This window comes from Pseudomonas sp. NFPP25 (assembly GCF_900116505.1).
Lineage (GTDB): Bacteria > Pseudomonadota > Gammaproteobacteria > Pseudomonadales > Pseudomonadaceae > Aquipseudomonas > Aquipseudomonas protegens.
The window spans coordinates 466404-483476 of the sequence record NZ_FPBG01000001.1 but is presented as its reverse complement, the minus strand read 5'-3'; the positions used below and the strand labels follow the sequence as shown (position 1 = coordinate 483476).

Below are 17073 nucleotides of genomic sequence, written 5' to 3'. Positions count from 1 at the left end.
CCGGGAAACTCCTCATGCCTTGATGCAATCGACGGTGTACTGGCGCCCGTCGCCCAGATCGTCATGCTGCAGCCCGTGCACATCGGCGACAAACCCCGGGAAGCTGCTGTCAAAGGCCCGGGCGAAGGCCAGGTAATCGATGATCGAACGGGTGGAATCGGTGAAACGCTCGCCCGGCATGATCAGCGGAATGCCCGGCGGATAGGGCACCAGCATCACCGCAGCGATACGCCCCTGCAACTGATCGATGGAAACCGCCTCGACCTCGCCCCGCACCAGATGGTCATAGGCATCGGCAGGCTTCATGGCCACCTCCGGCAGCACCGTGTACATGCGCTTGAGGTGCTTGGCCGTGGCGTTGCTGCGGTAGCAGGCGTGCAACTGGTCGCACAGGTCCTGCAGGCCCATTCCCTGGTAGCGCTGCGGGTCCTGCCCGGCCACGCTGGGCAGGCAGCTGGCCAGGCTGACATTGGCGTCGTAGTTGCGCTTGAACTCCAGCAGTTCGGTGAGCAGCGTGCTCCACTTGCCCTTGGTGATGCCCATGGAGAACAGCACCAGGAACGAATAGAGCCCGGTCTTTTCCACCACCAGCCCGCGTTCCCAGAGAAACTTGCTGACCACCGCCGCCGGGATCCCGTGCTCGCTCAGGGCGCCGCCCGCGGTCAGGCCGGGCATGACCAGGGTCACCTTGATCGGGTCCAGCAGCACATAGTCATCGGTGACCCCGGCAAAACCGTGCCACTCGCCCTCAGGTTCCAGCAGCCAGTCCTCGGTGCGCACCTGGTCGATGCCCTCGACCCGCTCCGGTTGCCACACCGAGAACCACCAGTCATCGGCGGCGATGTTCTGCCGCAGGTTGGCCAGGGCCCGGCGAAAGCTCAGGGCCTCGTCGAACATTTCCTGCAGCAGCGAGCGCCCTGCCGGCCCTTCCATCATCGCCGAAGCCACGTCCAGCGAGGCGATGATGCTGTACTGCGGCGAGGTGGAGATATGCATCATGAAGGCTTCGTTGAAGCGGTCGCGGTCCAGTTGCCGGGCGCCGCCATCCTGCACGTGAATCATCGAGGCCTGGCTGAAGGCCGCCAGCAGCTTGTGGGTGGAATGGGTGGTGAACACCAGCGGGCTGTCGGCGCTGCGGGACGTGCCCATGCCGTAGCGCCCGGCGAAGAACTCATGAAAGGCCGCATAGGCGTACCAGGCTTCGTCGAAGTGCAGCACCTCGACACTGTTGCCCAGGCTCTGCTTGATCAGCTCGGCGTTGTAGCACAGGCCGTCATAAGTGGAGTTGGTGACCACCGCCAGCTTGACCCTGGGCGGCCGACCGCGGGTCAGCGGGCTGGCATCGATCTTGGCCTGGATCGACTCGGCGCTGAACTCGCTCAGGGGAATCGGCCCGATGATCCCCAGTTCGTTGCGCTCCGGGCACAGGTACAGGGGAATGGCCCCGGTCATGATGATCGAGTGCAGCACCGACTTGTGGCAGTTGCGGTCCACCAGCACCAGGTCATCGCGACCGACCATGGAATGCCAGACGATCTTGTTGGCGGTGGAGGTGCCATTGATCACGAAAAAGGTGTGATCGGCGCCAAAGTTGCGCGCGGCACGGGCCTCGGCTTCCGCCAGCGGGCCGGTGTGATCCAGCAGCGACCCCAGCTCCGGGACCGACACCGACAGGTCCGAACGCAAGGTATTCTCGCCAAAGAACTGGTGAAACGCCTGCCCCACCGGGCTCTTGCGATAGGCCACGCCACCGCCGTGCCCCGGGGTGTGCCAGGAATAGTTGGAGTCGGCGGTGTGCTGTACCAGGGCCTTGAAGAACGGTGGCAGCAAGCCATCCAGGTAGCCCCGCGCGGCCCGGGCCACTTGCCGGGCCAGGAACGGCACCGTGTCCTCGAACAGGTAGAGAATGCCCCGCAGCTGGTTGAGTTCGCTCATGGCGTCGGCGGGGGCGTTTTCCAGGGTCACCTGCTCGCCCAGGGCAAAGATCGGCAGCAGCGGCGCACGTACCCGCGCCAGGCGGATCAGTTCCACCATGTTCTGCAACAGGTGCTTGTTTTCCCCGGCCCCTTCGGCGGCGATCAACATGCAGGCCAGGCCGTGATGGGTCGAAGCCACCAGCCGCCCTTCGGCATAGTCCACCGCGGAAAAGATGCTGAACCCGTCCTTTTCCAGTTCCCGGGCGATCCCCCTGACCCGGTCCCCCGCGACCGTATCGGCCTTGATGTCGCGATGCACGATCAGGATCGGAAACTGCAGGTCTTTATACATGGGGCTCAGTGTCCTGAAACGGCGGGCAGGCCCCGCCAATCAACTCAGGGTAGAAGCTGCGCACGCTTCGTGTCACCCCAGGCATGGGCTGGGTGTAACAAAACGTCGCTCTGGAACAATTGCCGGTCCATTCCCAGCCACGCCTGTAGCCGCTGCTGGGCCCGCGAAGCTGTGAAAAGGACCGAAGGGCCTTGCCTGGCGATCTCCCGCCAGGCCCCTGCGGCCCTCAATATCGCGGCGCCTCCTACGGCGCCGTTCGCCGCCTGCGGCAGCGGCAGCGGCAGCGGCAGCGGCAGCGGCCACAGCAAAGGCTTACTGCTGGGTTTCGAGCAACTGGGTCCAGAGCGCCGGGGCACCGGCGGACTTGGCGATGATTTCCAGGCGCACCTGGTGCTCGGCCAGTTCGGCGTCGCTGGCCTGGATGATCCGCCCGCGCGGGCGATCGGCCGGCAAGCGGCGGATTTCCGAAGCCTGGCCGGCTCCCTCGCCAGAGCCGTTGCCGTCCGAGGCATTGCCGGCCAGGGACAGGCTGGTCTGGCCACCGGTCATGGTCAGGTAGACGTCGGCCAGGATCTCCGAGTCGAGCAAGGCGCCGTGCAGTTCACGGCCGGAGTTGTCGACGCCGTAGCGTTTGCACAGGGCGTCGAGGCTGTTGCGCTGCCCCGGGTGCCGCTCGCGGGCCATCATCAGGGTGTCGAGGATGGTGCAGTGCTGGGTGATGTCGGCCCGTTCGTGCTGGCCCATCAAGGCGAATTCGTTGTTGATGAAGCCAACGTCGAACGCCGCGTTGTGGATGATCAGCTGCGCGCCCTGGATGAAGTCGAAGAACTCATCGGCGACTTCGGCGAAACGCGGCTTGCCCACCAGGAATTCGTTGGTGATGCCGTGGACGCCGATGGCGCCCTCATCGCTCTCGCGATCCGGTTGCAGGTAAACGTGGAAGTGCCGGCCGGTCAGGCGCCGACCGATCAACTCGACGCAACCGATTTCAATGATCCGGTGGCCGTCGGTCACCGGCATGCCGGTGGTTTCGGTATCGAGTACAACAGATCTGTTGGCCATCAGGGGTCAGTTCTCAACGGTGGAAGTGTTTCAAAGCGCGGGATTTTAGCACGCTCTGGCGGCAGGACACCCATGGCGGATTCATCAGCCCCCAGCCTGTGCAGTTTTTAACAATCCTTAGCAAAGCTGCTGCAGTTCGTTGCAACGCAAAGCGCTAGGGTGCCCGACGATATTTTCCGCCGGACCCAGCCCTGCCATGACCCCCAGCAAAACCCGACTGGCCTGCGCGCTCTGCGCCTGCCTGTGCGCCGACCTCGTCCAGGCCAGCGCCCTGGTGATCAGCACCGACATCAGCATGAGCCTGACCCTGAGCTCAACCGAGGGCAGCTCCAAAGCCAGCAGCTCATTCAAGGACGACAAACTTGTGCTCGCCGCCCAGAGCGATGCCGCGGCCTTCGTGGCCAGCGCCGGCGAGATCCGTGGCGCCCGGTTGGAAGCCGCCCTGATGCACATTCGCCAGGTGCTAGGCGCCCCGCCCTGTAGCGACCTGCAACTGGCCAGCGCCATGCTTGCGCTCTGAGCCCCCAGGCGCATCCGCAGCTAATTCATCGCGCGCCGCAGCCGTTTCTTTATGCGAACAAGGCTATTGCGTTACCGTGCGGCCTCACCCAGGCGCGCGGGTGCTGATACCCGGCGTTGCACTCACTCCACAGGAACCGCCCTCCCATGCTCAAGACTCGACAGATGCTCCCACTGCTGCTGGCCTTGGCCTGCATCAGTGGCTGCTCTTCCCTTGCGCACACCGACAGCGGCAGCCGACAACGGCCGCTGATCGTTGCCCATCGCGGCGGCGCCGCGGACTTTCCCGAGAACACCCTGCTGGCCATCGACAACGCCCTGCGCAATAACGTCGACATGCTCTGGCTGACGGTGCAGCTAAGCCGCGATGGCGTACCGGTGCTGTACCGACCGGCCGACCTGAGCACCAATACCCAGGCCACAGGCGCAGTCAACCAGCACACCCTGGCGCAGTTGCAGGCACTCAATGCCGGGTGGAATTTCAAGCAGACAGCAGCCGATGGCCAGGTGAGCTTTCCCTATCGCGCCCAGCCGGTGAGCCTGCCGTCGTTGCGACAGGCGCTGATGGCGATCCCCGAGTCGGTGCCGGTGATTCTCGACATGAAGGCCCTGCCGGCTGCCCCCCAGGCCCAGGCCGTCGCCCGCTTGCTGGAACAGCTGCACGCCTGGAACCGGGTGCTGATCTACTCCACCGATGCCGGCTACCAGCAGGCTTTCGCGCCCTATCCCCAGGCCCGGCTGTTCGAATCCAGGGACAGTACCCGGGACCGGCTGGCCAGCGTCGCCCTCGCCCACCACTGCAACGCACCACCTGCACCCGGCAGTTGGGTGGCTTTCGAGTACCGGCGCCCGGTGCAACTGGTCGAGTCCTTTACCCTGGGCGAGGCGCGCTCCCAGGTCGATGCCCGGCTGTGGACGCCCGCTGCGGTGGATTGCTTTCAGTCACGGGGCAAGGTGCGGATGCTGGCGATCGGCATCAATACGGCCGAGGACTACCAGGCGGCCACTTGCCTGAAGATGGATGCGGTGCTGGTGGATTCGCCCCGTGCGATGGGGGAAATGAAGCAGCGGCTCGAACGGCCGCTGCCTTGTCGCTGATTGGCCGCTCAGGGCATCAGGGCTGCTTGTAGCCGCGGACCTCGTCGACGCCACGGTTGGCCAACTGGTCGGCCCGCTCGTTGCCGTGATGGCCGGTGTGGCCGCGCACCCATTTCCAGGTGACGTTGTGGCGGTTGACCTGTTCGTCGAGCTGCTGCCACAGGTCGGCATTCTTCACCGGCTCCTTGGCGGCGGTCTTCCAGCCGCGCTTCTTCCAGTTGGCCATCCACTCGTTGATGCCCTTCATTACATACTGCGAGTCGGTGACCAGCTGCACATCGCACTGGCGCTTGAGCTCTTCCAGGCCGCGGATCGCCGCCATCAGCTCCATGCGGTTGTTGGTGGTGTTGGCTTCGCCGCCCCAGAGCTCCTTTTCGACGCCCTTGCACACCAGCAGCGCGCCCCAGCCACCGGGGCCGGGATTGCCCTTGCAGGCACCGTCGGTAAAGATTTCTACGCTATCGCTCATCCACGCCTTCCATCAGAAAATTGCCATTGGCCCGACGACCGCGATCGACCGGGCCCAGGGCCGGGCTACGCCGGCCGGGAGTGTATAAAAAGAGGGTTTCAACAGTTCATCAAGGCTCGCTGTTGCGGCGGTTGACCTTGGCCATGGGCAGCGGTACCAGCTTGCCCATCGGCTCGCGCCGCACCTGGCGCACCGGGCGCAGGCCCACGGCGATCTTGCGCGCCACCAACAGGTAGAAGCCGCCGCCGGACAGTTGCCAGTGCCCGGCCCTGCGCTCCCAGCCGGCCAGCCGCGCCTGCCATGCCGTTGAAGCAAGCGGCGGACGATAGCACCCGAAGCGGCGTTTCTCCAGCGCGAAGCCCAGCAGGTTGAGCCAGTCGCCGACCCGCGACGGGGAGATGCAGCGGGCCAGGCGCAACGCATCATGGGCGAACACATGGCGCAGGCCCCAGGTGCTCCAGGGGTTGATGCCGACAATCAGCAGATGCCCCCCAGGGCGCACGCTGCTGGCCGCCTCGCGCAGCAGGCCATGGGGCGACAGGCAGAAATCCAGGCCGTGCTGCAGCACCACCACATCGGCGGCGTGCTCGCTCAGGGGCCAGGCCTGCTCCTCGCAGACTATCTCCACCCCGGGCAAGGGCGCGCCGAGACGCACGTTGCGTTGCACCTGGGGCGCCGCCGGCGGGGTTTGCGCCGAGGGCCCGTAGTGCACCAGGTAGCCACCGAAGAAACGTCCCAGTTCCTCTTCGAGCATGCGCCGCTCTTCATCCAGCAGAAATTGCCCCAGGGGGCCGGACAGCCACTCCCGGGCCGCACTGATCAGGGCCAGCCAGTCGGGATCTGCCTGAGCGAAGGCTTTATCGGTCATTGCATTCTCCAACACGCCAAGAAGCTCTAAGATGCGCCATTGTTTTCCGCTTGGCGAATCCGAAGATGATACAGATCAGTGCCCTGCCCGCCTTCACCGATAACTACATCTGGTTGTTACAAGATCATCGCAGCCAGCGCTGCGCAGTCGTCGATCCGGGGGATGCGGCGCCGGTACTGGCCTGGCTGGAACAGCACCCGGGCTGGGTGCTCAGCGACATCCTGATCACCCACCATCACCACGATCACGTCGGCGGCGTCGAACGCCTCAAGCAGCACAGCGCGGCCACGGTCCATGGCCCGGCCCGGGAAAAGATCCCGGCCCGCGACATCGGCCTCGAAGACAACCAGCGGGTTAGCATCCTCGGCTGGGAGTTCGAGGTGTTCGCCGTGCCCGGCCACACCCTGGGGCATATCGCCTACTACCACCATGGCCTGCTGTTCTGTGGCGATACCCTGTTCGCGGCCGGTTGTGGCCGGCTGTTCGAGGGCACCCCGGAGCAGATGCACCACTCCCTCGGCCGCCTCGCCGCGCTGCCGGACGACACCCTGATCTACTGCACCCACGAATACACCCTGAGCAACCTGCGCTTCGCCCAGGCGGTGGAACCGGCCAACCCGGATATCGCCGAACGCCTGGCGAAGGTTACGCAGATGCGTGAGCAAGGGCGCATGACCCTGCCCTCGACCCTGGCCCTGGAGAAATTGACCAACCCGTTCCTGCGTACCGGTGAAACATCCGTTAAACAAAAAGCGGACGAACGGAATGGCCAGGATAACCAGTCGCAGAGTGCGGTCTTTGCGGCTCTGAGGGCTTGGAAAGATAAGTTCTAAGCAGGCTATCGATTGGTACAAAAATTCTGAATGGTTGACCGCACCCCGGGTGCTTTCTAGAATCGCCCGACATTTTTGCCCGGAACTTACTTCCAGCCAATGTCGTCATCTATTCGTTATTCCATCAGTTCAGACGCATTGACGCGCTTGGCCCAGGCCATCGCGGTAGCTGTGTCAGCGACTCTTGCGGGCTGCCAAAGCACCGGCCATGCCCCGCAGAGCGACGCGACACACACACAGAATTTCAACGCCCGCATCAAGCAGAAACCCATCTGGCTGAGCAACCAGCCCAGCCCGCAAGTACCCCAGGACGTCTGGGAACGCATGCGCCAGGGGTTCCAATTGCAAGAAGGCCTGGGCGTCAACCCGCGTATTGAACAGCAGCGCCTGTGGTTCGCCAGCAACCCTTCCTTCCTGGAAAATGCCGGCGAGCGCGGCAGCCTTTATATCCACTACATCGTCGAGCGTCTCGAAGAGCGCAACATGCCGCTGGAACTGGCCCTGCTGCCGGTCATCGAAAGCGCCTACAACCCCCTGGCCTATTCCCGGGCCGATGCGGTGGGGCTGTGGCAGTTCGTCCCGGCCACCGGGCGCTACTTCAACCTGCGCCAGACCCGCTTCTACGATGGCCGCCGCGACATCACCGCGTCCACCACCGCGGCCATGGACTACCTGAGCCGCCTGCACGACATGTTCAACGGCGACTGGCTGCTGGCACTGGCCGCCTACAACGCCGGTGAAGGCACGGTGAGCCGGGCCATCGAGCGCAATGAAAAGCTCGGCCTGCCCACCGACTACTGGAACCTGCCGCTGCCGGCCGAGACCCAGGCCTATGTGCCCAAGCTGCTGGCCCTGTCCCAGGTGGTGCTGGCCCCGCAGGCCTACGGCGTGAACCTCAACCCGATCGCCAACGAACCCTATTTCCAGGTGGTGGAGATCAACCAGCGCATGGACCTGTCCAAGGTCGCGGCGGTGGCCAACATCGACGAGGACGAGCTGTTCCAGCTCAACCCGGCGTTCAAGCAGCGCACCACCATCGACGGCCCCCAGCACCTGCTGGTTCCGACTTCCAAGGCACAGTTGCTGACCACCAGCCTGTCCACCATGAAACCCGAAGAACTGATCAGCAAGCGCTCCCTCAAACCGGTCTTCGACCGCGACGAGGGGCGTGATTCGCTGCGGACCAAGCGCATCTACCGGGTCAAGAATGGCGACAACCTGACCCTCATTGCCAAGGCCAACAAGGTCGACGTCCAGGACCTGCAGCGCTGGAACAAGCTCAGCGGCAAGAACCTCAAGGTCGGCCAGACGCTGGTGATGCAGGACACCCGCAAGGTGGCCAGCAAGAAAACCAGCCTGGCCAGCAACAAGAAGAAGTCGACTCAGTACAAGGTCAAGCAGGGCGACTCGCTGTACATGGTGGCCAAGCGCTTCAATGTCGAGATGCAGCACCTCAAGCGCTGGAACCCCCGCGCGGCCCAGGCCCTCAAGCCCGGCCAGATGCTGACGGTGTACCTGCCGCACTGAAATCTCCCCTGTAGGAGCCGGCTTGCCGGCGAACAGCCTTCGCCGGCAAGCCGGCTCCTACAGGAAATTTCAATTGCACGAAGCGCGCGCCAGCGAGCTTTTTCCTGCTGATACAAGCTGTTACTGTACGGAGCACAAAGCCCAAGCCGCCTGGATCGGATCTCTGTCTCGATGCGTCCCCTGCTCCTGCTCTTCATCAGCCTGGCCTTGAGCTTTCCCGCAAGCGCGACGATCACCGAAAGTCACGGTTACGCGCAGTTTGGCACGCTCAAATACCCGGCAAAGTTCACCCATTTCGATTGGGTCAACCCCGCTGCGCCCAAAGGCGGCACCTTGCGGGTCATGGCCTTTGGCACCTTCGACACCCTCAACCCCTACACCTTCAAGGGCACCAGCCCGGTCGCCACGCCGAATTTCCTGCAATACGGGGTCAACGAGCTCAACGAACCCTTGATGGTGGGCACCGGCCTGTATGCGCCCTCCGGTGATGAGCCGACTTCCAGCTACGGCCTGATCGCCCGCTCGGTGGAATACGCCGAGGACCGCAGTTGGGTGGTGTTCAACCTGCGCCCCGAAGCACGCTTTCACGATGGCAAGCCGATCACCGCCTACGATGTGGCGTTCTCCTATCGCCTGCTGCTCAAGGAAGGCCACCCGCAATACCGCACCAACCTGCAGGAAGTGCAGCGGGTGGATATCCTCGGCCCGCAGCGCATCCGCTTCGTGTTCAAGCGTGCCGGCAACCCCTTGCTGATCCTGCGCCTGGGCGAACTGCCGGTGCTGCCCCAGCATTACTGGAAGGATCGCGACTTCAAGGCCACCACCTTCACCCCGCCCCTGGGCAGCGGCCCGTACCGCATCACCCAGGTACAGCCCGGGCGCCAGCTGGTGTTCGAACGGGTCAAGGACTACTGGGGCAAGGACCTGCCAGTCAACCGTGGCTTCAACAACTTCGACCGGGTCGAAGTGGAGTTCTACCGCGACAGCGACGTGGCCTTCGAAGCCTTCAAGGCCGGCGAGTTCGACATCTATATCGAGCACCAGGCCAAGAACTGGGCCAACGGCTACAACTTCCCGGCGGTCAACCGCGGTGAGGTGATCAAGGCCCAGGTGGCGCACCAGATCCCGACCCAGACCCAGGGCCTGTTCATGAACACCCGCCGCGCCACTTTCGCCGACGTGCGGGTGCGCGAGGCGCTGGGCATGATGTTCGACTTCGAGTGGACCAACCGCACCCTGTTCAGCGGCGCCTACCAGCGCGCCCTGAGCTACTACCCCAACAGCGAGTTCTCCGCCACCGGGGTACCGCAGGGCCATGAATGGCTGCTGCTCTCGCCCTACCGCGAGCAATTGCCCGCCAGCCTGTTCAGCCAGGCCTTCAGCCTGCCGCGCACCGACGGCCGCGGCATCCCGCGGGACACCCTGCGCAAGGCCCTGAGGCTGCTCGGCGAGGCGGGCTGGAAGCTCAATGGCCAGCGACTGCAGAACAGTGCCGGGCAGCCGCTGCGCTTCGAGCTGATGCTGGTCAATCCCAACCTGGAACGGATTCTCCAGCCCTACGTGGAGAACCTCGCGAGCATCGGCATCGACGCCCGCCTGCGCACCGTGGACCGGGCGCAATACAAGCAGCGCCTGGACCAGTTCGACTACGACATGATCCTCATGACCCTCAACCAGACCCTGAGCCCGGGCCTGGAGCAATGGCAGTACTTCCACTCCAGCCAGGTCTCGGTCAAGGGCAGCAAGAACTACGCAGGCATCAACAACCCGGTGGTCGATCACCTGCTGGAACAGCTGCTGGCCGCCCAGACCCGCGACGACCAACTGGCCGCGGGCCGGGCCCTGGACCGGGTGCTGCTGTGGCAGCACTACATGATTCCCAACTGGTACCTCAACTATCACCGCCTGGCCTACCGTAACCGGTTCGCCTTCGTCACCACGCCGCCCTATACCCTGGGCCTCGGCGCCTGGTGGCTGAAGTCCATGGAGAACGCCCAATGATGCCCCTGCGTGCCCTGCTCCTGCGCACCAGCGGCCTGTTGTTCAGCGCCATCGCCTGCTATGCCCAGGCTGCGCCGCAACACGCCGTGACCCTGTACAACGAAGCGCCGAAATACCCGGCGAACTTCCAGCACTTCGACTTCGTCAATCCCGACGCGCCCAAGGGCGGCACCTTCCGCATGGCCGGCTTCGGCAGCTTCGACAGCCTCAACCCGTTCATCAGCAAGGGCGTGCCGGAGCTGAACATCGGCCTGGTCTACGACACCCTGATGGCCCAGAGCCTGGATGAGCCGTTCACCGAGTACGGCCTGGTGGCCAGCAAGATCGAGAAGGCCCCGGACAACAGCTGGGTGCGCTTCTATCTGCGCCCCGAGGCGCGCTTCAACGACGGCCAGCCGATCCACGCCGAAGACGTGGTGTTCAGCTTCCAGACCCTGATGAGCGCCGGCTCGCCGCTGTACCGCGGCTACTACGCTGACGTCGACCAGGTGATCGCCGAAGACCCGCAGCGGGTGCTGTTCAAGTTCAAGCACACCAACAACCGCGAGCTGCCGCTGATCCTCGGCCAGCTGACGATCCTGCCCAAGCACTGGTGGCAAAGCCGCGACTTTGCCAAGAGCAACCTGGAGATTCCCCTGGGCAGCGGCCCTTACAAGGTCACCGAGGTCAAGGCCGGGCGCTCGATCCGCTACGAGCGGGTCAAGGACTATTGGGCCAAGGACCTGCCGGTCAACCGCGGCTTCTACAATTTCGACGTGATCACCAGCGACTACTACCGCGACAACACCGTGGCCCTGGAAGCGCTCAAGGCCGGCCAGTTCGACTACTGGCTGGAAATGAGCGCGAAGAACTGGGCCAACGCGTACAACATTCCGGCCGTGGCCCAGGGCCGCCTGATCAAGGAGCAGATCGCCAACGGCAACCCCACCGGCATGCAGGGTTTTGTCTTCAACACCCGCAGGCCGATGTTCCAGGACGTGCGAGTGCGTCACGCGCTGAGCCTGCTGCTGGACTTCGAGTGGAGCAACAAGCAGCTGTTCAACGGTGCCTACACCCGCACCCGCAGCTACTTCGAGAACTCGGAAATGGCCGCCACCGGCCTGCCGGGGCCCGAGGAACTGGCCATCCTCGAACCGCTGCGGGGCAAGATCCCCCCGCAGGTATTCGACCAGGCCTTCTCCCCTTCGGTGTGCGACGGCAGCGGGATGATCCGCGCCCAGCAGCGCCAGGCCTACCAGCTGTTGCAGGAAGCCGGCTGGCGCATCGTCGACGACAAGATGGTCGACGCCCAGGGCAAGCCGGTGGTGATCGAGTTCCTGCTGGCCCAGACCGAGTTCGAGCGCGTACTGCTGCCGTTCAAGCGCAACCTGGCCGACCTGGGTATTGACCTGGTGATCCGCCGGGTCGACGTGTCCCAGTACATCACCCGGGTGCGCTCGCGGGACTTCGACATGATCGTCGGCAGCTTCCCCCAGTCCAACTCCCCGGGTAACGAGCAACGCGAGTTCTGGATGTCCTCCAGCGCCGACAAGCCCGGCAGCCGCAACTACATCGGCCTCAAGGACCCGGCCATCGACAGCCTGGTGGAAAACCTGATCAACGCCGATTCCCGCGCCAGCCTGGTGGCCCACGCCAAGGCCCTGGACCGGGTCCTGCAATGGGGCTACTACGTGATTCCCAACTGGCACATCAAGACCTGGCGCGTGGCCTACTGGGACCATATCGGCCACCCCAAGGTCGCGCCCAAGTACGACATCGGCGTCAACACCTGGTGGATCAAGCCCGGCGCCAAGCCGGCCGTTGAACCGACCCCGGACAACCAGGCGGCCCCGGCCGAAGCGGTGTACTGACCATGCTGGCCTATATCTTTCGCCGCCTGCTGCTGATCATCCCCACGCTGCTGGGCATCCTGCTGATCAACTTCGTGATCATCCAGGCCGCACCCGGCGGCCCGGTGGAGCAGATGATCGCCAAGCTCGAAGGCTTCGACGGCGCCACCAGCCGCATCGCCGGCGGCGGCGCCGAAGTCTCGGTGGCCGGTTCCAGCTACCGCGGCGCCCAGGGCCTGGACCCGGCGCTGATCAAGGAAATCGAGCACATGTACGGCTTCGACAAGTCGGCGCCGGAACGCTTGTGGATCATGATCAAGAACTACGCCACCCTGGATTTCGGCAACAGCTTCTTCCGTGACGCCAAGGTGGTGGACCTGATCAAGGAAAAGATGCCGGTGTCCATCTCCCTCGGGTTGTGGAGCACCCTGATCATGTACCTGGTGTCGATCCCCCTGGGGATCGCCAAGGCCACCCGCCACGGCAGCCACTTCGATGTCTGGACCAGTTCGGCGATCATCGTCGGCTACGCGATCCCGGCCTTCCTGTTCGCCATCCTGCTGATCGTGGTATTCGCAGGCGGCAGCTATTTCAACTGGTTCCCCCTGCGCGGCCTGACCTCCAACGACTTCGACCAATTGAGCTGGGGCGGCAAGATCCTCGACTACTTCTGGCACCTGGCGCTGCCGGTCACCGCCCTGGTGATCGGCCACTTCGCCACCATGACCCTGCTGACCAAGAACAGCTTCCTCGACGAGATCAACAAGCAGTACGTGGTCACCGCCAAGGCCAAGGGCCTGACCCAGCGCCGGGTGCTCTACGGCCATGTATTCCGCAACGCCATGCTGCTGGTGATCGCCGGCTTCCCCTCGGCCTTCATCGGCATCTTCTTCACCGGCTCCCTGCTGGTGGAAGTGATCTTCTCCCTCGACGGCCTGGGCCTGATGAGCTTCGAGGCAGCGATCAACCGCGACTACCCGGTGGTGTTCGGCACCCTGTTCATCTTCACCCTGCTGGGGCTGGTGGTGAAACTGATCGGCGACCTGACCTACACCCTGGTCGACCCTCGCATCGACTTCGACAGCCGGGAGCATTGAGATGAACCTGTCCCCCCTCAATCGCCGGCGCTTCGAGCGCTTCAAGGCCAACAAGCGCGGCTGGTGGTCGCTGTGGCTGTTCCTGGTGCTGTTCGTCCTCAGCCTGGGCGCCGAGCTGATCGCCAACGACAAGCCGCTGGTGGTGCACTACGAAGGCGGCTGGTACTTCCCGGCCCTCAAGCGCTACCCGGAAACCACCTTCGGCGGCGAATTCCCCCTGGAAGCCAACTACAAGAGCCCCTACATCCGCGAACTGCTGGCGCAGAAGGATGCCTGGGTACTCTGGGCACCGATCCCCTTCAGCTACCAGAGCATCAACTACGACCTGCGGGTGCCGGCCCCGGCGCCGCCCTCGGCGGACAACCTGCTGGGCACCGACGACCAGGGCCGCGACGTACTGGCCCGGGTCATCTACGGGTTCCGGGTGTCGGTGCTGTTCGCCCTGACCCTGACCATTCTCAGCTCCATCATCGGCGTCATCGCCGGCGCCCTGCAGGGCTTCTACGGCGGCTGGGTGGACCTGGTGGGCCAGCGCTTCCTGGAGATCTGGTCCGGCCTGCCGGTGCTCTACCTGCTGATCATCCTCGCCAGCTTCGTGCAACCCAACTTCTGGTGGCTGCTGGGGATCATGCTGCTGTTCTCCTGGATGAGCCTGGTGGACGTGGTGCGGGCCGAGTTCCTGCGCGGGCGCAACCTGGAGTACGTGCGCGCGGCCCGGGCCCTGGGGATGCAGAACGGCGCCATCATGTTCCGCCACATCCTGCCCAACGCCATGGTCTCCACCATGACCTTCATGCCCTTTATCCTCACCGGCGCCATCGGCACCCTCACCGCCCTGGACTTCCTCGGTTTCGGCCTGCCGCCGGGGGCGCCATCCCTCGGCGAGCTGGTGGCCCAGGGCAAGTCCAACCTGCAGGCGCCCTGGCTGGGCATGAGCGCCTTCGCCGTGCTGGCGATCATGCTCAGCCTGCTGGTGTTCATCGGCGAATCCGCCCGCGATGCCTTCGACCCGAGGAAATGACATGACCCAGGACAACCTGATCGAAGTCCGCGACCTGGCGGTGGAGTTCGTCACCGGCGAGCACCGCCAGCGGGTGGTGCAAGGCGTCAGCTTCGACATCAAGCGCGGCGAGACCCTGGCCCTGGTGGGCGAAAGCGGCTCGGGCAAATCGGTCACCGCCCACTCCATCCTGCGGCTGCTGCCCTACCCTCTGGCGCACCACCCCAGCGGCACCATCCAGTATGCCGGGCACGACCTGCTGACCCTGAAAGAGAAGACCATCCGCCATATCCGCGGCAACCGCATCGCGATGATCTTCCAGGAGCCCATGACCTCGCTGAACCCGCTGCACAGCATCGAGAAGCAGATCAACGAAGTGCTGGGCATCCACAAGGGCCTGACCGGCAAGGTCGCCACCCGGCGCACCCTGGAACTGCTGGAGCTGGTGGGCATCCCCGAACCGCACAAGCGTCTCAAGGCCCTGCCCCACGAGCTGTCTGGCGGCCAGCGGCAACGGGTGATGATCGCCATGGCCCTGGCCAACGAGCCGGAACTGCTGATCGCCGACGAGCCCACCACAGCCCTGGATGTCACCGTGCAGCTGAAGATCCTCGAGCTGCTCAAGGAACTGCAGGCGCGCCTGGGCATGGCGCTGCTGCTGATCAGCCACGACCTGAACCTGGTGCGGCGCATTGCCCACCGGGTCTGTGTCATGCAGAAGGGCTGCATCGTCGAACAGGCATCCTGCGAAGATCTGTTCCGCGCGCCGCAGCATCCCTACACCCGGGAACTGCTGGCCGCAGAACCCAGCGGCCTGCCGGCGGCCAACGAGATTGGCCCGCCGCTGCTGGAGGTTGACAACCTCAAGGTCTGGTTCCCGATCAAGAAAGGCCTGCTGCGCAGCACCGTGGATCACGTCAAGGCAGTGGACGGCATCCACTTCAGCCTGCCCCAGGGCCAGACCCTGGGCATCGTTGGTGAAAGCGGCTCGGGCAAGTCGACCCTGGGCCTGGCGATCCTGCGCCTGATTGCCAGCCAGGGCGGCATTCGCTTCGAGGGCCAGCAACTGGACAGCCTGACCCAGCAACAGGTTCGGCCGCTGCGGCGGGAAATGCAGGTGGTGTTCCAGGACCCTTTCGGCAGCCTCAGCCCGCGCATGAGCGTGAGCCAGATCGTCGGCGAGGGCCTGCGCATCCACAAGATAGGCAGTGAGCAGGAGCAGGAACAGGCCATCATCGAAGCCCTCAAGGAGGTCGGCCTGGACCCGGACACCCGGCACCGCTACCCCCATGAGTTCTCCGGCGGGCAACGCCAGCGCATCGCCATTGCCCGGGCCCTGGTGCTCAAGCCGCGGCTGATCCTGCTGGACGAACCGACCTCGGCCCTGGACCGCACGGTGCAGCGCCAGGTGGTGGAACTGCTGCGCACACTGCAAAGCAAGTACAACCTGACCTACCTGTTCATCAGCCACGACCTGGCGGTGGTCAAGGCCCTGAGCCACCAGTTGATGGTGATCAAGCACGGCCAGGTGGTGGAACAGGGGGACGCCGGGGGCATCTTCGACGCCCCGCAACACCCTTACACACGGCAACTGCTGGAAGCCGCCTTCCTGGCTCCGGCAAGCGCCGAATAACCTGAAACAGGAGTAGCAGCATATGGGTTTTCTCGCTGGGAAGCGTGTCCTGATCGTCGGTGTCGCCAGCAAGCTGTCGATCGCCTCCGGCATCGCTGCCGCCATGCATCGTGAAGGCGCCGAGCTGGCCTTCACTTATCAGAACGAAAAACTCAAGGGCCGGGTCGAGGAATTCGCCACAGGCTGGGGCTCCAGCGCCGAGCTGTGCTTCCCTTGCGATGTGGCCAGTGACGAGCAGATCGCCCAGGTCTTCACCGCGCTGGGAAAAAAATGGGACGGCCTGGACTGCATCGTCCACTCCGTGGGCTTCGCCCCTGGCGACCAGCTCGAAGGCGACTTCACCGATGCCACCACCCGCGAGGGCTTCCGCATTGCCCACGACATCAGCGCCTACAGCTTCGTGGCCCTGGCCAAGGCCGGTCGGGAAATGATGAAGGGCCGCAACGGCAGCCTGCTGACCCTGTCCTACCTGGGCGCCGAACGCACCATGCCCAACTACAACGTGATGGGCATGGCCAAGGCCTCCCTGGAAGCCGGCGTGCGCTACCTGGCCGGCTCCCTGGGCCCGGAGGGCACCCGGGTCAACGCCGTTTCCGCCGGGCCGATCCGCACCCTGGCGGCCTCGGGGATCAAGAACTTCCGCAAGATGCTGGCGGCCAACGAGGCGCAAACCCCGCTGCGGCGCAACGTCACCATCGAAGAAGTCGGCAACGCCGGCGCCTTCCTCTGCTCGGACCTGGCCTCGGGCATCAGCGGCGAGATCATGTACGTGGACGGGGGGTTCAACACCACCGCCATGGGCAACCTCGACGAGTGATCTGCGGCGGTGGCGAGGGGGCTTGCGCCCTCGCCACCCTGCCCCTTCCTGC

The 17073-nt window shown here is 64.6% G+C and carries 14 protein-coding genes; 10 read left to right on the top strand and 4 right to left on the bottom strand.

The features are described from left to right. Positions 1-12: 12 nt before the first annotated feature. Together BM382_RS02080 and dnaQ are read right to left on the bottom strand one after the other, a co-directional pair. Positions 13-2268, bottom strand: coding sequence for an Orn/Lys/Arg family decarboxylase (locus BM382_RS02080; RefSeq protein ID WP_015635813.1), 2256 nt, complete (start codon positions 2266-2268; stop codon positions 13-15). A 312-nt stretch (positions 2269-2580) separates the two neighbouring features. Further along, complete coding sequence (gene dnaQ / locus BM382_RS02070) at positions 2581-3330, bottom strand: DNA polymerase III subunit epsilon (protein ID WP_011061576.1); 750 nt, start codon at positions 3328-3330, stop codon at positions 2581-2583. A gap of 196 nt (positions 3331-3526) precedes the next feature. On the opposite strand from dnaQ, the gene BM382_RS02065 reads away from it, so the two are divergent. Beyond that, positions 3527-3850, top strand: a complete 324-nt coding sequence (locus BM382_RS02065; RefSeq protein ID WP_065364174.1) for a DUF2388 domain-containing protein — start codon at positions 3527-3529, stop codon at positions 3848-3850. 146 nt (positions 3851-3996) lie between these two features. Then, positions 3997-4947, top strand: a complete 951-nt coding sequence (locus BM382_RS02060) for a glycerophosphodiester phosphodiesterase family protein (protein ID WP_072441667.1) — start codon at positions 3997-3999, stop codon at positions 4945-4947. A gap of 16 nt (positions 4948-4963) precedes the next feature. Here BM382_RS02060 and rnhA read toward each other — a convergent pair whose 3' ends face one another. Together rnhA and BM382_RS02050 are read right to left on the bottom strand one after the other, a co-directional pair. Further along, a complete protein-coding gene (gene rnhA / locus BM382_RS02055) occupies positions 4964-5416 on the bottom strand; it encodes a ribonuclease HI (protein ID WP_011061579.1) in 453 nt (150 codons plus the stop codon). A gap of 109 nt (positions 5417-5525) precedes the next feature. Then, positions 5526-6284 (bottom strand): methyltransferase domain-containing protein, encoded by a 759-nt coding sequence (locus tag BM382_RS02050; protein WP_015635818.1) that lies wholly within the window; start codon positions 6282-6284, stop codon positions 5526-5528. A gap of 65 nt (positions 6285-6349) precedes the next feature. Between BM382_RS02050 and gloB the strand changes: the two genes are divergently transcribed. The 8 genes from gloB (at position 6350) to fabI (ending at position 17021) form a co-directional block, all read left to right on the top strand. Continuing rightward, positions 6350-7117: a hydroxyacylglutathione hydrolase gene (gloB, locus tag BM382_RS02045; protein WP_011061581.1), complete on the top strand. Its 768-nt coding sequence runs from the start codon at positions 6350-6352 to the stop codon at positions 7115-7117. 99 nt (positions 7118-7216) lie between these two features. After that, on the top strand, positions 7217-8644 hold the full coding sequence (locus tag BM382_RS02040; protein ID WP_072441664.1) for a transglycosylase SLT domain-containing protein: 1428 nt from the start codon (positions 7217-7219) through the stop codon (positions 8642-8644). Between the two features lie 171 nt (positions 8645-8815). Next, entirely contained in the window at positions 8816-10645 is a 1830-nt protein-coding gene (locus tag BM382_RS02035) for an extracellular solute-binding protein (protein WP_072441661.1), read from the top strand. Continuing rightward, positions 10642-12495: an extracellular solute-binding protein gene (locus BM382_RS02030; RefSeq protein ID WP_011061584.1), complete on the top strand. Its 1854-nt coding sequence runs from the start codon at positions 10642-10644 to the stop codon at positions 12493-12495. Before BM382_RS02035 ends, BM382_RS02030 begins: the two co-directional genes overlap by 4 nt. A gap of 2 nt (positions 12496-12497) precedes the next feature. Beyond that, positions 12498-13571: a microcin C ABC transporter permease YejB gene (locus BM382_RS02025; protein ID WP_011061585.1), complete on the top strand. Its 1074-nt coding sequence runs from the start codon at positions 12498-12500 to the stop codon at positions 13569-13571. A gap of 1 nt (position 13572) precedes the next feature. Further along, complete coding sequence (locus BM382_RS02020) at positions 13573-14592, top strand: ABC transporter permease (protein WP_011061586.1); 1020 nt, start codon at positions 13573-13575, stop codon at positions 14590-14592. 1 nt (position 14593) lies between these two features. After that, a complete protein-coding gene (locus tag BM382_RS02015; RefSeq protein WP_072441657.1) occupies positions 14594-16204 on the top strand; it encodes an ABC transporter ATP-binding protein in 1611 nt (536 codons plus the stop codon). Between the two features lie 22 nt (positions 16205-16226). After that, positions 16227-17021: an enoyl-ACP reductase FabI gene (gene fabI, locus BM382_RS02010; protein WP_011061588.1), complete on the top strand. Its 795-nt coding sequence runs from the start codon at positions 16227-16229 to the stop codon at positions 17019-17021. Positions 17022-17073 lie beyond the last annotated feature (52 nt).

Excerpts from the sequence above, each read along its gene's own strand:
- BM382_RS02080 (WP_015635813.1), bottom strand. The coding sequence starts at position 2,268 with ATGTATAAAGACCTGCAGTTTCCGATCCTGATCGTGCATCGCGACATC.
- dnaQ (WP_011061576.1), bottom strand. The coding sequence starts at position 3,330 with ATGGCCAACAGATCTGTTGTACTCGATACCGAAACCACCGGCATGCCG.
- BM382_RS02065 (WP_065364174.1), top strand. The coding sequence starts at position 3,527 with ATGACCCCCAGCAAAACCCGACTGGCCTGCGCGCTCTGCGCCTGCCTG.
- BM382_RS02060 (WP_072441667.1), top strand. The coding sequence starts at position 3,997 with ATGCTCAAGACTCGACAGATGCTCCCACTGCTGCTGGCCTTGGCCTGC.
- rnhA (WP_011061579.1), bottom strand. The coding sequence starts at position 5,416 with ATGAGCGATAGCGTAGAAATCTTTACCGACGGTGCCTGCAAGGGCAAT.
- BM382_RS02050 (WP_015635818.1), bottom strand. The coding sequence starts at position 6,284 with ATGACCGATAAAGCCTTCGCTCAGGCAGATCCCGACTGGCTGGCCCTG.
- gloB (WP_011061581.1), top strand. The coding sequence starts at position 6,350 with ATGATACAGATCAGTGCCCTGCCCGCCTTCACCGATAACTACATCTGG.
- BM382_RS02040 (WP_072441664.1), top strand. The coding sequence starts at position 7,217 with ATGTCGTCATCTATTCGTTATTCCATCAGTTCAGACGCATTGACGCGC.
- BM382_RS02035 (WP_072441661.1), top strand. The coding sequence starts at position 8,816 with ATGCGTCCCCTGCTCCTGCTCTTCATCAGCCTGGCCTTGAGCTTTCCC.
- BM382_RS02030 (WP_011061584.1), top strand. The coding sequence starts at position 10,642 with ATGATGCCCCTGCGTGCCCTGCTCCTGCGCACCAGCGGCCTGTTGTTC.
- BM382_RS02025 (WP_011061585.1), top strand. The coding sequence starts at position 12,498 with ATGCTGGCCTATATCTTTCGCCGCCTGCTGCTGATCATCCCCACGCTG.
- BM382_RS02020 (WP_011061586.1), top strand. The coding sequence starts at position 13,573 with ATGAACCTGTCCCCCCTCAATCGCCGGCGCTTCGAGCGCTTCAAGGCC.
- BM382_RS02015 (WP_072441657.1), top strand. The coding sequence starts at position 14,594 with ATGACCCAGGACAACCTGATCGAAGTCCGCGACCTGGCGGTGGAGTTC.
- fabI (WP_011061588.1), top strand. The coding sequence starts at position 16,227 with ATGGGTTTTCTCGCTGGGAAGCGTGTCCTGATCGTCGGTGTCGCCAGC.